Source organism: Allorhizobium sp. GW101-3B10, assembly GCF_059424725.1.
In genome coordinates this window covers 2941441-2959937 of the sequence record NZ_JBWKZR010000001.1, presented here as the reverse complement: position 1 = coordinate 2959937, position 18497 = coordinate 2941441, and the positions used below count along the sequence as shown (strand labels likewise).

The window sequence follows — 18497 nt, the reverse complement described above, 5'->3', positions numbered from 1 at the left end:
ATTCGAAGACGCCGGGATAAATCGGAGGTTTCATTATCACCTCCGAATGTGAATACCAACGCATAGCCGGAAGTGACGTGCAGTTGCATGAGGCGTCGCTTGTATTCGATGCCGCCTCGGGTCTCGGTGGGCTGATCGGCGATGCCCTGACCTTAAGACAGAAAAAAGGGCGATCCGAAGACCGCCCTTTCGTATGACTGAACCGGTTGGATCAGTGCGACAGGCTTTCGCCTATCACATCATGTCCATGCCGCCCATTCCGCCCATGCCGCCCGGCATGCCGCCGGCCGATTCCTTCTTCGGAAGTTCGGCGATCATGGCTTCGGTGGTGACCAGCAGGCCGGCAACCGAGGCTGCGTCCTGCAGGGCGGTGCGAACGACCTTGACCGGGTCGACGATACCCATGGCGATCATGTCGCCGTATTCGCCGGTCTGGGCGTTGTAACCCCAGTTGTCCTGATCCTTTTCGAGGATCTTGCCGACGACGATGGAAGCTTCGTCACCAGCGTTCTCGGCGATCTGGCGGCAAGGCGACTGGAGGGCGCGGCGAACGATGTTGATGCCGGCTTCCTGGTCCTGGTTGACGCCCTTGACGGTGATCTTGACCGACGAACGCAGCAGAGCCACGCCGCCGCCCGGTACGATGCCTTCCTGAACGGCCGCACGGGTCGCGTTGAGCGCGTCGTCGATGCGGTCCTTCTTTTCCTTGACTTCGATTTCCGTCGAACCGCCGACGCGGATCACGGCAACGCCGCCGGCGAGCTTGGCAAGACGTTCCTGCAGCTTTTCGCGGTCGTAGTCAGAGGTGGTTTCTTCGATCTGGGCCTTGATCTGGGAAACGCGGCCTTCGATGTCCGACTTCTGGCCGGCACCGTCGACGATCGTGGTGTTTTCCTTGGTGATCGAGACCTTCTTGGCGCGGCCGAGCATGTCGAGGGTGACATTTTCGAGCTTGATGCCGAGATCTTCGGAAATGACGGTACCGCCGGTGAGGATGGCGATGTCTTCCAGCATGGCCTTGCGGCGATCGCCGAAGCCCGGAGCCTTGACGGCAGCGATCTTCAGGCCGCCACGCAGCTTGTTGACGACGAGCGTTGCAAGAGCTTCGCCTTCGACGTCTTCAGCGATGATGACCAGCGGCTTGCCCGACTGAACGACGGCTTCGAGAACCGGCAGCATAGCCTGGAGGTTCGAGAGCTTCTTTTCGTGCAGGAGGATGTAGGCGTCGTCGAGATCGGCGACCATCTTTTCCGGGTTGGTGACGAAGTAGGGCGACAGGTAGCCGCGGTCGAACTGCATGCCTTCGACGACTTCGAGTTCGGTTTCGGCGGTCTTGGCTTCTTCGACTGTGATGACGCCTTCGTTGCCGACCTTCTGCATCGCTTCAGCGATCTGCAGGCCGATGGAGGTTTCGCCGTTGGCGGAAATCGTGCCGACCTGGGCAACTTCTTCCGAGGTGTTGATCTTCTTGGCCTTGGCCTGGAGATCCTTCACGACTTCGGAAACGGCCAGATCGATGCCGCGCTTCAGGTCCATCGGGTTCATGCCGGCTGCAACGGCCTTGGCGCCTTCGCGAACGATGGCCTGGGCCAGAACGGTCGCGGTCGTGGTGCCGTCGCCGGCGATGTCGTTGGTCTTCGAAGCAACTTCGCGGACCATCTGGGCGCCCATGTTCTCGAACTTGTCTTCGAGTTCGATTTCCTTGGCGACCGAAACGCCGTCCTTGGTGATGCGCGGAGCGCCGAAGGACTTGTCGATGATCACGTTGCGGCCCTTCGGACCGAGCGTTACCTTCACGGCGTCAGCGAGAATATCGACGCCGCGCAGCATCTTTTCGCGCGCAGTACGGCCGAACTTGATTTCTTTAGGTGCCATTTTCAAAACTCCCGGGCATCAGCCCATTGGTGAATTGGTGATTTGGGAAGAGGTGACCGGCTCAATCAGCCGATGACGCCCATGATGTCGGCTTCCTTCATGATCAGAAGGTCTACGCCGTCGAGCTTGACTTCGGTGCCCGACCACTTGCCGAACAGGACGCGGTCGCCGACCTTGACGTCGAGCGGAACGATCTTGCCGTGGTCGTCGCGGACGCCCGAACCGACAGCGATGATTTCGCCTTCAGCCGGCTTTTCCTTGGCGGTATCGGGAATGATGATGCCGCCCTTGGTCTTTTCTTCGGACTCGACGCGCTTGACTACAACGCGGTCGTGAAGCGGACGGAAATTGGTGCTTGCCATTGTCTAATCCCTCGATCAAATGACATGGGCAGGTCCTCAGGGGACCCGCGTGGATATTGTTAGCACTCCCCTCTGGCGAGTGCTAGCGAGCTGGAGATAAGGACGGCCCGTGATCGAGTCAAGCGCGGCCGCGAAAAAAGATCGCCATTCCTGACGGATGGCGATCATGTCGGCGAGGGTGCTGGCAGTCAGTGGATCAAAGGCTCTTTGTTGACCTCTCGACCGGAAGAAAAACGCCGAAAACGCCCGTTATGCCCCGCTCCGCCATGAATGCCGCCGGATCGAAACCCGACTTGGCATAGAAGGCGCCGACGGCGGATTTTGCCGCGTCCAGCGCCTGGCGGTCGCGCCACTCGACGATGGTGACGATCTTAACCATGTCGCCATTTTCACCCGCCGACAGTACCACGCGATTGTAGAGGCAGCCGGGCAGGGTGTCGAAATAGCCGTGAATGATGGCCAGCCGGTCCTCGAAGGCGGACTGGTGCACGCGGGGGCAGGCAAACGTGTCTATCCTGAAGATGCTGGAAGGGGATCGCGCCGCCATGGCCTGGTGGGCGGTCGTGTCGAACTGATGCTGCACTGTCGCGTTCATCCGGGAGTTCCTTTGCTGGTTGTCGATGGACGCCTGACAATGTAGAACCTCAACAATGGTTGAGATCAAGAGCAAGGATTTGGAAAATGCGGCTCGCAGGGGCGCGATCGCGTCGCTGAGTGTCGGCGAGGTGGCGGAACGCGCCGGCGTGGCGGTTTCGGCCCTGCATTTCTATGAGCGCGAGGGGCTGATCCGCAGCTGGCGCAGCGCCGGCAACCAGCGGCGTTATCCGCGCGGCGTGCTGCGCCGGGTTGCCCTGATCAAGACCGCGCAGCGCCTGGGTCTGCCGCTGGCGCGGATCGCCGAGGCGCTGGCGGAACTGCCCGTCGACCGTCCGCCGACCGCTGCCGACTGGAAGCGTCTGTCTGCCTCATGGCGCGAGGAGCTCAATGCGCGGATCGCGACGATGGAAGCGCTGCGCGACCAGCTCGACACCTGCATCGGCTGCGGCTGCCTGTCCCTCGGTGCCTGTCCCCTTCGCAATCCTGACGACGAGTTGCGCAGCACCGGCGGCGGGCCGCGTCTTTTGCCATAGGCGACCCCGCTCCTTGCCATCAACCGCGCACGGTGCGCCGCGACAATTGACAGCGATGATCAAATTTGCGAAATTTCCGGCCATGGAGTTCGCGAAAGCTCCATGAGGCGCCATGCCGCAGTTTCGCATCCGTCCAGAGCACAATTGCGGAGCAAAAACATGGCATCCTTTGGCGCAATTTCCGCCGACAAACTCTGTCGCCTTCTTGGTTCTTTTCAAACGCCGTTGATTGTCGACGTTCGCGACACTGACGACTTCGAGGCGCACCCCTATCTGATTCCTGGATCCTTTCACCGGAACTACCGCCACGTCGACGCATGGGCCGACGAAATACGTGCGGCTTCCGTGGTTGTCGTCTGCCAGAAGGGCAAGAAGCTGAGCGAAGGCGTCGCGGCCCATCTGCGGCTGCGCGCCATTTCGGCCGAAGTGCTGGAGGGGGGGATGGCCGCCTGGGCGGCAGCCGGAATGCCGCAGGTGCCGGCGGCGAGGCTCAATGGCGCGCAGGGCGGCTCTCTGTGGGTCACGCGGTCCCGTCCCAAGATCGACCGCATCGCCTGCCCCTGGTTGATAAGGCGCTTCGTCGATCCCTTTGCCCGCTTCCTGTTCGTGGCGTCGGCCGAAGTGGCGGCCGTTGCCGAACGTTTCGATGCCATTCCCTTCGACATCGAGGGGGTGTTCTGGAGCCATCGGGGAGAGCGCTGCACCTTCGACACCATGCTGGAGGAGTTTCGGCTGGAGACGCCGCCCCTTCTCGCCCTGGCGGAAATCATACGCGGCGCCGATACCAACAGGCTCGATCTCGCGCCCCAATCGGCCGGCTTGCTGGCGGCCTCGCTGGGCCTGTCCCGGCTCTATTCGTCGGATCTGCAGCAACTCGAGCAGGGGCTGCTGCTGTATGACGCCTACTACCGGTGGGCTCGCGACGCCATGGATGAAAAGCATGATTGGGTGGTACGCGGCGGAAGCAACGGCATATCATGACAGGCACCGTTGTCCAAGACCGTCCGGACGGGCAGACTGTTGCAGTGCCGACCTTCACCGAGTTCTTCATCGCATTCGCCCATATCGGCCTCCTGAGCTTTGGCGGCCCGGCGGCCCAGATCGCCCTGATGCACCGGATCTGCGTCGACGAGAAACGCTGGGTATCCGAGGACCGGTTCCTGCATGCATTGAATTTCTGCATGCTGCTGCCGGGCCCGGAAGCCCAGCAGCTCGCCACCTATATCGGTTGGCTGACGCACGGCGTGCGCGGCGGCATGGTCGCCGGCCTGCTCTTCGTCCTGCCGGGGCTCGCCGTCATCCTCGGCCTCTCGACGCTCTATGCCTATTATCACGACGTCGGCTGGGTCGCCGGTCTGTTCTTCGGACTGAAGGCAGCGATCCTGGCGATCGTCGTCGAGGCCGTGGTGCGCATCGGCCGCCGGGCGCTGAAGACGCGGTTCCATCGCCTCGTCGCGCTTTCCGCCTTCCTCGCTCTGTTCGTCTTCGCTCTGCCCTTTCCGCTCGTCGTGCTGATGGCCGGTTTCGCCGGCCTGGCCGAGGCGCGGATGGTTGCGCGGGACGGCTCAAGGCACGCCGCCGACCTTGTCGATCCGGCCCCTGCGGCGTCCCGACCGGTCGGGCGCTCGCTCGCCACGCTCGCCTTCTGGCTGGCGGTCTGGCAGGCGCCGCTGCTTCCGCTCTGGCTGTTCTCCGGCGAAAGCGGCCTCGGCGAGGTCTTCGCCTTCTTTTCCCGCATGGCGCTCGTCACCTTCGGCGGCGCCTATGCGGTTCTTGCCTATGTCGCGCAGGTGGCGGTCGACCAGTATCACTGGCTGAAACCCGGCGAGATGCTCGACGGCCTGGCGCTGGCCGAAACCACGCCCGGTCCGCTGGTGCTGGTGCTCTCCTATGTCGGCTTCCTCGCCGGCTTTCGCGATGCCGGCGGCCTGCCGCCTTTCCTCGGCGGTGTTCTGGGTGGCCTGCTCGCCGCCTGGGCGACCTTCGTGCCGAGCTTCGTCTGGATTTTTGCCGGCGCGCCCTATGTCGAGCGGTTGCGCGGCAATCGCATGATCACGGCAGCACTTTCCGCGATCACGGCGGCCGTCGTCGGCGTCATCCTTAACCTCGCCGTCTGGTTTGCCCTGCACGTGCTGTTCGCCGAGGTCGGGCGCTGGTCCATCTGGCCGGCAGCGGCGGAGGTCCCAGGTGGAGCAGCCCCCGCCTTCTCCGTCTCCCTGCCGTTGCCGGACCCGGCGACGCTCGATCCGGCGGCTCTGGTCCTGGCTCTCCTGTCGGCGGCGATGATCTTCGTTCTGAAGCAGGGCATGGGCCGCACCCTCATGGCCGCCGCCGCTCTCGGTCTCCTCTATCGCCTGGCGATCTGAGCGCGCGCATCTCCGGCAAATTTCCGCCCGTGCCGGCAAAGGCCCTTGCCTTCCGGGCATTCCTTTGCGATGTCAGCCCTTGCATTTTTGTAGTCAGGAACAGCGAATGGCCGAGCGCATTTCCACCTTGAGCGATGTCACCGAACGTTACGACGTCATCCTTTGCGACGTCTGGGGCGTGCTGCACAACGGCATCGACGCCTTTCCGGCGGCCTCCGAGGTGCTGACGGCGGCACGCGCTGCCGGTCTGACCGTGGTCCTGATCACCAATTCGCCGCGCCGAGCGCAGGACGTCATCAACCAGCTGCGGATGATCGGCGTCGCCGACACGGCCTATGACCGGATCGTCACCTCGGGCGACGTGACCCGCACGCTGATTGCTGCCGGTCCGAAGAAGATCTTCTTCCTCGGTCCCGATCGCGACCTCAACCTGCTCGACGGCCTCGACGTCGTTCGCGTGCCCGCCGAGGAAGCCGAGGCCATCGTCTGTACCGGCTTTTTCGACGACGAGACCGAGACGCCGGAAGACTATCGCGATGTCCTGACCGCCTTTGCCGCCCGCCACGTGCCGCTGATCTGCGCCAACCCCGACCTCATCGTCGAGCGCGGCCATCGCATGATCCCCTGCGCCGGCGCGGTTGCCGCCTATTACGAGCAGCTCGGCGGCGCGACCCGCATCGCCGGCAAGCCGCACAGCCCGATCTACGAAGCCTCGCTCGTGGCTGCCGCCGAAGCCCACAAGGACCCGGTCGACAAGCGCCGCGTCCTGGCGATCGGCGACGGCATGCCGACCGACGTGCGCGGTGCGCTGGATGCCGGCTTGGACCTTCTCTATATCTCGGGCGGCATCCATGCGGCCGAATACACCGTCAACGGCAAGCCGGACGAGGCGATCCTCAATGCCTGGCTGAAGCGCGAGAATGCCGCGCCGAGCTACTGGATGCAGAGGCTCGCCTGAGGCGAGGGCCGACATGATGAACTTGTCGCAAGCCACCCCCCTCTGCCCTGCCGGGCATCTCCTCCTCAAGGGGGGAGATCGATCCGCGGTGGCGTCCCAAGCCCACCAGGCCGCGACCCGTTCGGCATTTCATGCAAGACGTCGGCAGCTCCAGCCGATCTCCCCCCTTGAGGAGGAGATGGCCGGCAGGCCAGAGGGGGGTAGCCGGACGTCTCTCGGTCCACTGTCTCGTGGAGGCAGATCATGACCGTCTTTCACCGCAACGAGAAGAAGAAGCCGCTGCCGGAAAAGCTCAAGGGCGGGGTGATCGCCATCGGCAATTTCGACGGCGTGCATCGCGGCCACCAGACCGTGCTCAACCGGGCGCTGGAACTGGCCAAGGGCCGCGGCGTTCCGGCCCTGGTGCTGACCTTCGAGCCGCATCCGCGCACCGTCTTCAATCCCGACAAGCCGGTGTTCCGGCTGTCCCCGGCGCCGGTTCGCGCCCAGGTGCTCGAGGCCATGGGTTTCCACTCGGTCATCGAATATCCCTTCGACCGTGAATTCGCCTCCCGCTCGGCCGAGGAATTCGTCCGCTCGATCCTGGTCGACTGGCTCGGCGCGACCGAGGTCGTGACCGGATTCGACTTCCATTTCGGCAAGGGCCGCGAGGGCGGTCCGGCCTTCCTGATGGAGGCCGGCAAGCGCAACGGTTTCGGCGTGACGCTGGTCGATGCCTTCCGCGACGAAGGTGCGGAGGTCGTTTCTTCAAGCCGCATCCGCCGCCTGCTCGCGGAGGGCAATGTGTCCGAGGCCGCCGGCCTGCTCGGCTATCGCTTCACTGTCGAGGCCGAGGTGATCAAGGGCAAGCAACTCGGCCGCACGCTGGGCTATCCGACGGCCAACATGGCGCTCGCCCCCGAGGCCGAGCTGAAGCCCGGCATCTACGCGGTGCGCCTGCGCCGCGCCGACGGCAGCCTGCACGACGGCGTCGCAAGCTTCGGCTATCGCCCGACGGTCATCGACAACGGCGCGCCGCTGCTGGAAACCTTCGTCTTCGATTTCTCGGGCGATCTCTATGGCGAGCACTGTCGTGTCTCCTTCTTCGGACACCTGCGCGATGAGCTGAAATTTGCCGGGCTGGAACCGCTGGTCGAACAGATCCGCAAGGACGAGGCAGAGGCGAGGGCGCTTCTCTCCGGCGTCAGGCCGCTTAGTGAACTGGACGCGAAGATCGCGTTTTGACGAGGCCCCGTTCCGCCGCCTTTGTTCGCCGCGCGGCTTCATCGCGCAAAAGCGTTTCCCTGCCGCATCGGGAAACATAACGCCATTGCTATATTTCCGGTGGTCGGCGCGGTAGATTGTGTCCCGCTCCCGCCTCCGCCAATGGCGGAGCATCCGCAGCCTTTCAGGAAGCCTTCATGACCGAATTCACCCCGCTTCTCTCCTTTTCCGGAGGCCTGCTCATCGGCCTTGCGGCTGTCCTGCTGATGGCGTTCTGGGGGCGGATTGCCGGCATGTCGGCCATCGTCATCGGCGTCTTTCCGCCGCTGGCCAGCGACTGGGCCTGGCGGGCGGCCTTTCTCGTCGGCGCTATCGGTGCCCCGGCGCTGCTGGCGCTCTCCGGTTACGAGGCGAGCTTTTCCGTGCCGATCCCGCTTTCGGCCCTGATCGTTGGCGGCCTGGTGACCGGCCTCGGCGTCACCTTCGGCTCGGGCTGCACCTCCGGCCACGGCGTGTGCGGCTTGGCGCGGCTCTCGCCGCGTTCGATCGCCGCCACGGCAAGCTTCATGGCCGGCGCCTTCGCCACCGTGTTCCTCGTCCGCCACGTCTTCTAGAAGGAGCCCCGACGATGAAATATCTGAGCGCAGTCGCCATCGGCGCGATCTTCGGCATCGGCATCGTGCTGGCCGGCATGGCCGATCCGGCCAAGGTGATGAACTTCTTCGACATCGCCGGCACCTGGGATCCGAGTCTCGCCTTCGTCATGGCGGGCGCGCTCTTGGTCACGGCGCCGGGCTATGTGCTGATCCAGCGCAGCCGCAAGCGGCCGGTGTTCGACGAGGCTTTTCATATCCCGGCGAAGGGCCGCATCGACGCGCGGCTGATCGGCGGCTCGGTCCTGTTCGGCATCGGCTGGGGCATTGCCGGCTTCTGCCCCGGCGGCTCCATTCCGGCCCTCGGTCTTGGCCACCGCGAAGCCTACATCTTTCTCGCGGCGCTGGTGACGGGCATGCTGGTCGCTCGCTGGTTCCTGAGAGCGAATGTCTTCGGCCTCACCCGGCGCACTGCCTGATCATTTGCCGCGCCGCACCTCTTCCTTTTCGCGGCAAAACCCCTTAAACAACGCCCACAATGACCAGGGTTCGGCTGACCATATCCCTTCGAATTATGGGCCCGGCCTTCCGCGCGCTGTGAAAGCTGCCGGAGGGTCCGGGTTTTTGGCGTTTCTCCAGACGCTCTCCGTCACCGCGACTTTCAAGACCAATGCGCGACCCTAATCGGGCGCCCCTCGATGGCAAGATCATGACCGATACCAATGACAAAGTAGACTATTCGTCCACCCTCTACCTGCCCCAGACCGAGTTCCCGATGCGCGCCGGACTGCCGCAGAAGGAGCCGGAAATGGCGGCCAAGTGGAAGTCGATGGAGCTCTACAAGAAGCTTCGCGCCTCTGCCGCCGGCCGCGAGAAATTCGTCCTGCACGACGGCCCGCCCTACGCCAACGGCAACATCCATATCGGCCATGCGCTGAACAAGGTGCTGAAGGACGTCATCACCCGCTCGTTCCAGATGCGCGGCTATGACGCCAACTATGTGCCCGGCTGGGATTGCCACGGCCTGCCGATCGAATGGAAGATCGAGGAAGCCTACCGCGCCAAGGGTAAGGACAAGAACGAGGTTCCGGTCAACGAATTCCGCAAGGAATGCCGCGAATTCGCCCAAGGCTGGATCGACATCCAGTCGGAGGAATTCCGCCGTCTCGGCATCGAGGGCGATTTCGACCGTCCCTACACCACGATGAACTTCCACGCCGAAAGCCGCATCGCCGGCGAACTCCTGAAGCTCGCCATGTCCGGCCAGCTCTACCGCGGCTCCAAGCCGATCATGTGGTCGGTCGTCGAGCGCACGGCGCTGGCCGAAGCCGAGGTGGAGTATCACGAGGTCGAAAGCGACACGATCTGGGTGAAGTTCCCGGTTCGTGACTTGGACCGCACGAAGTACGCCGAACAGGTCGTCAAGATCGCGGCCATCCTGAAATCGCAAGGTGAGCCGTCTGAACCCGCGCATGTTGAGGCGGATCTCGAAGAACTGCTTTCATCGTCGGTCGTCATCTGGACCACCACGCCGTGGACCATCCCGGGCAACCGGGCGATCTCGTTCTCTTCGCGGATCGAATACGGTCTCTATGAGGTCGCCGAGGCAACCAACGACTTCGGTCCGCAGCCGGGCGAGAAGCTGGTCTTTGCGAAGCGCTTGGCGGAAGACTGCGCGGCGAAGGCCAAACTGACATTGAAGCTCTTGCGCGATGTGCCGGGAGCCGAACTGGCTTCGATCACCTGCGTCCACCCGCTCGCCGCGCTCGGCTACGACTTCCCCGTCCCCCTGCTCGACGGCGACCATGTCACCGACGACGCCGGTACCGGCTTCGTGCACACCGCGCCCGGCCACGGCCGCGAGGACTTTGACATCTGGATGCACCATGCCCGCGAACTCGAGGCGCGCGGCATCTCGTCGAAGATCCCCTTCACCGTGGACGATGCCGGTTTCTACACCGAGGATGCGCCGGGCTTCGGTCCGTCCGCCGAGGGCGGTGCTGCCCGTGTCATCGACGACAACGGCAAGAAGGGCGATGCCAACAAGCGGGTCATGGATGCCCTGATCGCGGCGAACAACCTGTTTGCCCGCGGCCGCGTCAAGCATGACTATCCGCATTCCTGGCGCTCCAAGAAGCCGGTCATCTTCCGCAACACGCCGCAATGGTTCGTCTACATGGACAAGGACCTCGGCGACGGCACGACGCTGCGCTCGCGCGCGCTCTCGGCCATCGATGACACGCGCTTCGTGCCCGCCGCCGGCCAGAACCGATTGCGCGCCATGATCGAAGGCCGTCCGGACTGGGTGCTGTCGCGTCAGCGCGCCTGGGGCGTGCCGATCTGCGTCTTCGCCGATGCCGCCGGCAATGTCCTGCAGGACGAAGAGGTCAACAGGCGCATCCTCGAAGCCTTCGAGAAGGAAGGCGCCGATGCCTGGTTCGCCGAAGGCGCCAAGGAGCGCTTCCTCGGCAATGCCCATGATGCCGAAAAGTGGCTGATGGTCACCGACATTCTCGACGTCTGGTTCGACTCAGGCTCGACCCATACGTTTACGCTGGAGGATCGCCCGGACCTGAAATGGCCGGCGGACGTCTATCTCGAAGGCTCCGACCAGCATCGCGGCTGGTTCCATTCCTCGCTGCTGGAAAGCTGCGCCACGCGGGGCCGTGCACCGTATGACGCCGTCGTCACCCATGGTTTCATCATGGACGAGAAGGGCGAGAAGATGTCGAAGTCCAAGGGCAACGTGACCGCGCCCCAGGACATCATGAAGGATGCCGGCGCCGACATCCTGCGCCTCTGGGTCATGTCGTCGGACTATGCGGAAGACCTGCGCGTCGGCAAGACCATCATCCAGACCAATATCGACGCCTACCGCAAGATCCGCAACACGATCCGATGGATGCTCGGCACGCTGGCCCACGACACCGGCGAGGAGATCGCCTATGCCGAGCTGCCGGAGCTCGAAAAGCTCATGCTGCATCGCCTGGCCGAACTCGACCAGCTGGTACGCAAGGCCTATGACGATTTCGACTTCAAGCGCATCACCCGCGCTTTGAACGATTTCGCCAATGTCGAGCTCTCCGCCTTCTACTTCGACATCCGCAAGGACGCGCTCTACTGCGATGCGCCGTCGAGCCTGAAGCGCCGTTCCGCGCTGTTCGTCATCCGCAAGCTGTTCGATTGCCTCGTCCTGTGGTTCGCGCCGATGATGCCGTTCACCACCGAGGAAGCCTGGCTGTCGCGCGATCCGAGCGCCGAGTCGGTCCATCTCGAACAGTTCCCGGCAATCCCGGCCGAGTGGTCGAACGAAGCGCTGGCCGAGAAGTGGAAAAAGGTCCGCACGGTTCGCCGTGCAGTCACCGGCGCGCTCGAAATCGAGCGCAAGGACAAGCGCATCGGGTCGTCTCTGGAAGCAGCCCCCGTCGTGCATGTCGGCGATCCCGAGCTGCTGGCGGCGCTGGACGGTCTCGACTTCGCCGAGATCTGCATCACCTCGGACATCATGGTCGTGGGTGGAGAAGGCCCGGCCGAGGCCTTCCGCCTCGATGACGGCACCAGGGTCGCGGTCGAGCCGAAGCCGGCCGAGGGCACCAAATGCGCCCGCTCCTGGAAGATCACCCGGGATGTCGGTTCCGATCCGGACTATCCGGACGTCTCGGCCCGTGATGCGGCGGCCCTGCGTGAATTGGCCGCCCGCCATTAACGAAATGTTACCGGATGATTTGCGCTTTCGGCGGTCATCCGGTAAATGTGCCTGAAATTGGCCGAATTCTTCGCTCAGGCGAAGAGAGAAGACATTCGGCGAAAGCATAAACAGCGGCGAGGCTCGAAGGCATTCATGAAATCGGCAGATTTGTTCAGAGTTGGCGTCGGTATGGCCGGCCTTTTGCTCGCATGCTCCGCATTGACCGGCTGCGTCGGCAGCCCGACCTACGGCACCGACAAGACCGCGATGGAACAATTGGTGGACGACGTCGGCTCGGCCGTGTCGATCGGCACCGATCCGAACAAGAACAAGGGTACGAAGTACAATCCGCGCCCGGCTCTTGTCATGCCGCCGGAAACAGCCAAGGCAGATCTGGTCGCGCCGCAACAGTCTCTGGCCGGCAAGGAAAATCCCGAATGGCTGGAAAGCCCGGAAGAGGCGCGTGAGCGTCTCGTCGCCGAGGCTGACGCCAATGCCGACAATCCGCGCTATCGCTCGCCGCTGCTCGCCGGCTACGGCAAGAACGGCACGATGACCGAGACCCAGAAATGGCAGGCCTTCCGCGAAGCGCGCCAGCAGCAGAAGGGCGCCTATCTCGACCAGCGCCGCTTCCTGTCCGATCCGCCGGCCGAATATCGCAAGGCCGACGAAACGGCCCTGACGGATCTCGGCGAACCGGAATCCAAGAAGGAAAAGCGCCGCAAGAAGATGGCCAAGGCCGCCAACCAGAACAGCCAGTGGTGGATGCCTTTCCAGTAAGCCTCTTCCGGCTTTTGTGATTTCACTGCCAGGGCAGGCCGGAAACGACCTGCCCTTTTGCTTGTCCGCATAGTCGAGGAGAACCGATGAACTTCGCCATTCGCAACGCCACGCCGGACGATGTCGGCACCATTCTGCGCTTCATCACCGAACTGGCGGTGTTCGAGAAGGCCGGGCATGAGGTCGAGGCGACCGAGGAGAGCCTGGCCGCATCGCTGTTCGGCCCGGATGCCGTGACGGGCGCGGCAATCCTCGAGGCCGACGGCGTGCCGGCCGGCTTTGCCGTGTGGTTCTACAATTATTCCACCTGGCAGGCGAAGAACGGCCTCTATCTCGAAGATCTCTATGTCTCGCCCGACTATCGCGGTTCCGGTGCCGGCAAGCTGTTGCTGAAGCATCTCGCCAGGACCGCCGTCGAAAAGGGCTGCGGCCGTTTCGAATGGAGCGTGCTCGACTGGAACGAGCCCGCCATCCGCGTCTATGACGCGATCGGCGCCGAGCCGCAGAACGAGTGGATCCGCTACCGCCTGTCCGGCGACAAGCTGAAGGAATTCGCGGCGGGTTGACTTCGCCCAATTCCGTCGATCCGCGCTTCCCGCCTTACGCTACGTTAACTCCAGATCGGCTAGCGTGCCGCCATGTTCGGCGTCAGCAAAAATACATGGATCAAGTCCGCGGTCGCGACGGCGGCCTCGGTGGTCCTTTCCGTCTCCATCGTCTTGGCTCTGGTGCCCCTGCTGGGCGGTCATCCGGACGGGCCGGGCTTCTGGATGAGCGCGCTTTGCCCGCTGGTGATCGGCGGGCCGGCCAGCCTGTGGCAGTTCCACCAGAAGGACGTCATCCTGCGCCAGCGCGACGAACTCGCCCGCATGCATGTCGAACTCGAGGACATGCATAGCGAGTTGAGACGACTGCATGAGGACCTGCGCTTCAAGGCGCGCCGCGACGCGCTGACCGGAGGGCTCAACCGCGAGGCCCTGTTTGCCGCGCTTGCCTCGCAGGCTCCCGGCCATCATGGGGCCGCGGCCCTGCTGGTCGCCGATGCCGACCATTTCAAGCGCATCAACGACAGCTTCGGCCATCTCGTCGGCGACGAGGCGCTCCGCCGGATCGCGTCCTGCATCGCCGAGGCGACCACCGATGCCGATCTCTGGGGACGGATCGGCGGCGAGGAATTTGTCGTCTTCCTGCATCCGGCTGACGTGACACGGGCGCGCGCCGTCGCAGATGGCATCCGCCGCGCCGTGGCGGCTGTCGAACTCGTGGTCGCCGGCAGCCGGGTGCCGATCAGCGTCAGCATCGGCGCGGCGTCCGTCATCGATGCCTTTGACCCGGTCGACCTCTTCCGCCGCGCGGACGAATATCTCTACCGGGCGAAGGACGGCGGCCGCGATCGCATCGTCTTCGATGGCGCGGAGCTCGGCCCGCTCGCGGCTTGAGGCCCCTTCACCGCCTGTTCTGGAAGAAGTCTCGCAGCAATGTGGCGGATTCCGTTTCCCCGAGGCCGGAATAGACTTCCGGTGCATGATGGCAGGTCGGCTGGGTGTAGAAGCGCACGCCATTGTCCACCCCGCCGCCCTTCGGATCTTCCGCGCCGTAGTAGAGCCGGCGGATGCGGGCAAAGGAAATGGCGGCCGCGCACATGGTGCAGGGTTCGAGCGTGACATAGAGGTCGGCGCCCGAAAGCCGTTCGTCGCCGATGGCTTCGGCGGCGCGGCGGATCGCGAGAATCTCGGCATGGGCGGTGACGTCGTTCAGCGCCCGCGTCTCGTTTCCGGCGCTGGCGACGATCCGCCCATCCGCCACGACGACGGCGCCGATCGGCACCTCGCCGCGCTCGCCGGCCCTTTTCGCCTCCTCGAGCGCCGCAACCATGAATCCGTCCGTCTGCGCCACGTCCACAACTTTCCTCTTAACCAAGCCGCCCTGACCTGCTAGGACAGCCCAAACCACAGGCAAACAGCAAATGACATTCAAAGACAAGTCCAGGCGCCCCGGACCGAAAACGTCCGACCGCGGCGGCAAGCCGCTCACCCGTAAGCCGAGCACGGCAACCGACAAGCCTGCGCCCAAGGCAGCCAGGGCGCAGGCCTCGGTCGATGCCGAAGACGGCGTCAAGCCGGAGCGCATTTCCAAGCTGCTCGCACGCGCCGGCGTCGCTTCGCGGCGCGATATCGAGCGCATGGTCATGGAAGGCCGCGTAACCCTGAACGGCAAGGTCCTCGACACGCCGGTCGTCAACGCGACCTTTGCCGATGCGATCGAGGTCGACGGCCAGCCGATCCGCGGCATCGAGCGCACGCGCCTCTGGCTCTACCACAAGCCGGCCGGCCTGGTGACCACCAATGCCGATCCGGAAGGCCGCCCGACGGTCTTCGAAAACCTGCCGGAAGACCTGCCGCGCGTCATGTCCATCGGCCGCCTCGACATCAATACCGAAGGCCTGCTGCTGCTCACCAATGACGGCGGGCTCGCCCGTGTTCTGGAGCTGCCGACCACCGGCTGGCTGCGCCGCTACCGCGTGCGTGCCTATGGCGAGATCGACCAGCCGGCGCTCGACAAGCTGAAGGAAGGCATTGCCGTCGACGGCGTGCTCTACGGCGCGATCGACGCCACGCTCGACCGCAAGCAGGGCCACAATGTCTGGATCACCATGGGTCTTCGCGAAGGCAAGAACCGCGAGATCAAGAACGTGCTCGGCGCGCTCGGTCTCGAGGTCAACCGCCTGATCCGCATTTCCTACGGCCCGTTCCAGCTCGGCGACCTGCCCGAGGCCAAGGTGGTCGAGGTGCGCGGACGCATGCTGCGCGACCAGCTCGGCCCCCGCCTGATCGAGGAGGCCAAGGCCAATTTCGATGCGCCGATCTTCGATCACGGCGCAGGCGACGAGGAAGAGGAGGCCGCTCCCGCGAAGGCCCGGCCGGCGAAGTCCGAATGGGCACGCGAGGAAAAGCCGCGTGGCGAAGGCCGGCGTGAGGGCAAGCCCGAAGACCGCCGCGAACAGGCGCTCGGCCGTCTCGACACGCGCCGCGACGAACCGCGCGGCAAGCCGCAGGGCAAACGCGCCGGCGACGACCGCGGCAAGGGCGGCTTCGGCGAGAAGCGCGGCTTTGGCCCGCGTGCCGATCGTAGCGACAGCCGTGGTGATTTCGCCGACAAGCCGCGCCGCACGCCGGGTTCGTCGCGCACCGCCAATGTCTGGATGGCGCCCGGCGCCCGTCCTGTCTCGGAGAAGAAGGCCGGCGAGGCCGCCGCTGCGGAGAAGCGTCCGCCCCGTGCCCGACCCGACGGTTCCGTCGACAAGCGCTACGGCCGCAACAAGGACGGCAAGCCGACCAAGTCGCTCAACCGTTTCGATCCCGACCGCAAGGGCAAGTCCGACTACGGCCGTCCCGATCCGGGTCCGCGCGTGCTGGTCAGCCGCACCCGCGATGAAGAGGGCGAATGGATTCGCTCCGAGGAGCCCGTACGGGGCAAGGACGACGCGGGTTTTGGCGGAAAGCGCGATTTTGGCGGCCGTCCCGATCGTGGCGACCGTTCCGAGCGTCCGGCACGCACCGGCGACCGGCCCCGCAGCGACCGGCCCCGCAGCGACCGTCCGCGTGGCGATGGCCCGCGCGAGGGTCGTCCCTACGAGGCCCGTGCCCGTGACGACCGCCCGCGCGGCGACCGGCCCTTTGGCGACAAGCCGCGCGGCCCCCGCAGCGCTGACGACCGTCCCCGCGGCGATCGCCCGTTCGGTGACAAGCCGCGTGGCCCGCGCAGTACCGACAGCCGCCCGGCCGGTGACCGTCCGTATGGTGACAAGCCGCGCGCGCCTCGCAGCGCCGACAGCCGTCCGGCAGGCGACCGTCCGTTTGGCGACAAGCCGCGCGGACCCCGCAGCGACAGCCGCCCGGCAGGCGACCGTCCGTTCGGTGACAAGCCGAGGGGCAGCAAGCCCTTCGGTGGCAAGCCCGGCGGAAAGCCCGGTGGTCCGAAGCCGTTCTCCGGCAAGCCGCGGGGCGACCGTCCGGGCGGCGGCAAGCCCTCCGGTGGCCGTGGCCCGGCCAAGGGCAAGAGGTAAGGCGCGGTGCGGATCGTCGGCGGTGAATTTCGCGGCCGTGTCCTGGCCGCGCCGAAATCCAATGCGATCCGGCCCACCACGGACCGGACGCGCGAAAGCCTGTTCAACATCCTGGCGCACGCCCATCCGGGCGTGCTCGACGCCACCCGGGTCCTTGATCTCTTCGCCGGCACCGGCGCTGTCGGCATAGAGGCCCTGTCGCGCGGCGCCAAGTCTGCCCTGTTCGTCGAAAACAGCGTCGAAGGCCGCAGCCTGCTGTGGCAGAACATCGACGCCCTCGGCCTGCATGGCCGGGCCCGCATCCTGCGCCGCGACGCGACTGATCTCGGCCCTGCCTCCAACATCGAGCCGTTCCAGCTGGTGTTCGCCGACCCGCCCTATGGAAAGGGGCTGGGAGAAAAGGCGCTTTTCGCCGCCCATGCCGGCGGCTGGCTGGCGCCGGGGGCCATCGCCATTCTCGAGGAGCGGGCCGACGCCCAGGTCATCGTCGATCCCGTGTTCAAATTCATCGAGGAACGCAGCTTCGGCGACACGAAAATGTACTTCTTTTCCTATAGGCCTGCCTGACACGTCATTCAGGGAAAGTCCGCCATGCTAGATGAGAATGCTTTGACCGTCGCCGTGCCGCCCGTGCGGCCGGCAGGCGGGCCGTCGATCGGTCTGGCGCTCGGCGCCGGCGGGGCGCGGGGCTTCGCGCAGATCCCGGTGATCGAGGCATTCGACGAACTGGGCCTCAAGCCGGCAGTGATCGTCGGTTCTTCCATGGGCGCGATCCTGGGAGCGGGGATGGCGGCCGGCATGACCGGCAGGGAAATCCGCGACTACACGGTGGAAACCATCGGCCACCGCGGCTCGGTGGTCAGCCGGCTGTGGGGCCTGGGGCCGTCCACCATGCGCGATGCGCTGGGCGGCTTCAAGCTTGGCCAGTTCAACCTCGAGCGCATTCTCAAGGCGTTCCTTCCCAAGGAAATCCCGAGCGACTTTGCCGCGCTGAAGATCCCGTTCAAGGCGATCGCCACGGATTACTACGGCCAGTGCGAGGTGGTCTGCGACAGCGGCGATCTTTACGAAGCGCTGGCGGCTTCGGCGGCCATTCCGGCCCTCTTCATGCCGATCCACCGCGACGACCGGCTGATGGTCGATGGTGGCATCTTCAATCCAGTGCCCTATGATCACCTGAGCGGTCTGGCCGACATCATCGTCGGCGTCGACGTGATCGGCGGGCCGGACACGGCGGGCAGCTTCGTGCCGAACCGGATCGACAGCCTGCTCGGCGCAACCCAGCTGCTCATGCAGTCGAATGTCGCGCTGAAGATGAAACTCTGCCAGCCCGACATCTACCTGCGGCCCGAGGTGAACGCCTTTCGCGTTCTCGATCTGTTGAAGGCCCGCCAGATCATCGAGGTGAACGAGGTGATCAAGGACCAGTTCAAGCGCGACCTCGAGGCGAGGATGGAGGATTTCATCCGCCGCTGA

Annotated in this window: 18 protein-coding genes; 14 read left to right on the top strand and 4 right to left on the bottom strand. The window is 64.9% G+C overall.

Going from position 1 to position 18497, the window contains the following annotated elements; genetic code table 11:
• Positions 1-234 precede the first annotated feature (234 nt).
• From groL to AC07Y0_RS14835, 3 genes are all read right to left on the bottom strand, one after another.
• On the bottom strand, positions 235-1875 hold the full coding sequence (gene groL, locus AC07Y0_RS14845; protein ID WP_498678524.1) for a chaperonin GroEL: 1641 nt from the start codon (positions 1873-1875) through the stop codon (positions 235-237).
• A 65-nt stretch (positions 1876-1940) separates the two neighbouring features.
• A complete protein-coding gene (gene groES, locus AC07Y0_RS14840) occupies positions 1941-2237 on the bottom strand; it encodes a co-chaperone GroES (protein ID WP_147180087.1) in 297 nt (98 codons plus the stop codon).
• Between the two features lie 196 nt (positions 2238-2433).
• Positions 2434-2832: an antibiotic biosynthesis monooxygenase gene (locus AC07Y0_RS14835; protein WP_498678523.1), complete on the bottom strand. Its 399-nt coding sequence runs from the start codon at positions 2830-2832 to the stop codon at positions 2434-2436.
• Between the two features lie 55 nt (positions 2833-2887).
• On the opposite strand from AC07Y0_RS14835, the gene soxR reads away from it, so the two are divergent.
• The 11 genes from soxR (at position 2888) to AC07Y0_RS14780 (ending at position 14394) form a co-directional block, all read left to right on the top strand.
• Positions 2888-3367, top strand: a complete 480-nt coding sequence (soxR, locus tag AC07Y0_RS14830; protein ID WP_498678522.1) for a redox-sensitive transcriptional activator SoxR — start codon at positions 2888-2890, stop codon at positions 3365-3367.
• A 159-nt stretch (positions 3368-3526) separates the two neighbouring features.
• On the top strand, positions 3527-4348 hold the full coding sequence (locus AC07Y0_RS14825) for a chromate resistance protein ChrB domain-containing protein (protein ID WP_498678521.1): 822 nt from the start codon (positions 3527-3529) through the stop codon (positions 4346-4348).
• A complete protein-coding gene (chrA, locus tag AC07Y0_RS14820) occupies positions 4345-5733 on the top strand; it encodes a chromate efflux transporter (RefSeq protein WP_498678520.1) in 1389 nt (462 codons plus the stop codon). The genes AC07Y0_RS14825 and chrA overlap by 4 nt, the downstream gene beginning before the upstream one ends.
• A 106-nt stretch (positions 5734-5839) precedes the next feature.
• Positions 5840-6691 carry a TIGR01459 family HAD-type hydrolase gene (locus AC07Y0_RS14815; RefSeq protein WP_498678519.1) on the top strand — a complete coding sequence of 284 codons (852 nt, stop codon included), beginning with the start codon at positions 5840-5842 and terminating at the stop codon, positions 6689-6691.
• A 243-nt stretch (positions 6692-6934) separates the two neighbouring features.
• A complete protein-coding gene (locus AC07Y0_RS14810; RefSeq protein WP_498678518.1) occupies positions 6935-7915 on the top strand; it encodes a bifunctional riboflavin kinase/FAD synthetase in 981 nt (326 codons plus the stop codon).
• Between the two features lie 176 nt (positions 7916-8091).
• Positions 8092-8508 (top strand): YeeE/YedE family protein, encoded by a 417-nt coding sequence (locus tag AC07Y0_RS14805; RefSeq protein ID WP_498678517.1) that lies wholly within the window; start codon positions 8092-8094, stop codon positions 8506-8508.
• Between the two features lie 14 nt (positions 8509-8522).
• A complete protein-coding gene (locus AC07Y0_RS14800; protein WP_498678516.1) occupies positions 8523-8966 on the top strand; it encodes a DUF6691 family protein in 444 nt (147 codons plus the stop codon).
• Between the two features lie 230 nt (positions 8967-9196).
• Positions 9197-12193, top strand: coding sequence for an isoleucine--tRNA ligase (ileS, locus tag AC07Y0_RS14795; RefSeq protein WP_498678515.1), 2997 nt, complete (start codon positions 9197-9199; stop codon positions 12191-12193).
• Positions 12194-12328: 135 nt separating this feature from the next.
• Entirely contained in the window at positions 12329-12955 is a 627-nt protein-coding gene (locus tag AC07Y0_RS14790) for a hypothetical protein (RefSeq protein ID WP_498678514.1), read from the top strand.
• An 86-nt stretch (positions 12956-13041) separates the two neighbouring features.
• Positions 13042-13521 (top strand): GNAT family N-acetyltransferase, encoded by a 480-nt coding sequence (locus tag AC07Y0_RS14785; RefSeq protein WP_498678513.1) that lies wholly within the window; start codon positions 13042-13044, stop codon positions 13519-13521.
• A gap of 129 nt (positions 13522-13650) precedes the next feature.
• Positions 13651-14394 carry a GGDEF domain-containing protein gene (locus tag AC07Y0_RS14780; protein WP_498678512.1) on the top strand — a complete coding sequence of 248 codons (744 nt, stop codon included), beginning with the start codon at positions 13651-13653 and terminating at the stop codon, positions 14392-14394.
• Positions 14395-14401: 7 nt separating this feature from the next.
• On the opposite strand, the gene AC07Y0_RS14775 is transcribed toward AC07Y0_RS14780, so the two are convergent.
• Complete coding sequence (locus tag AC07Y0_RS14775) at positions 14402-14851, bottom strand: nucleoside deaminase (RefSeq protein ID WP_498678510.1); 450 nt, start codon at positions 14849-14851, stop codon at positions 14402-14404.
• Between the two features lie 70 nt (positions 14852-14921).
• Between AC07Y0_RS14775 and AC07Y0_RS14770 the strand changes: the two genes are divergently transcribed.
• From AC07Y0_RS14770 to AC07Y0_RS14760, 3 genes are read left to right on the top strand one after another with little or no spacing between them, the layout of a single operon-like run.
• Positions 14922-17021, top strand: a complete 2100-nt coding sequence (locus AC07Y0_RS14770; protein ID WP_498678505.1) for a pseudouridine synthase — start codon at positions 14922-14924, stop codon at positions 17019-17021.
• 6 nt (positions 17022-17027) lie between these two features.
• Positions 17028-17588, top strand: a complete 561-nt coding sequence (rsmD, locus tag AC07Y0_RS14765) for a 16S rRNA (guanine(966)-N(2))-methyltransferase RsmD (protein ID WP_498678503.1) — start codon at positions 17028-17030, stop codon at positions 17586-17588.
• A gap of 24 nt (positions 17589-17612) precedes the next feature.
• A complete protein-coding gene (locus AC07Y0_RS14760) occupies positions 17613-18497 on the top strand; it encodes a patatin-like phospholipase family protein (RefSeq protein WP_498678501.1) in 885 nt (294 codons plus the stop codon).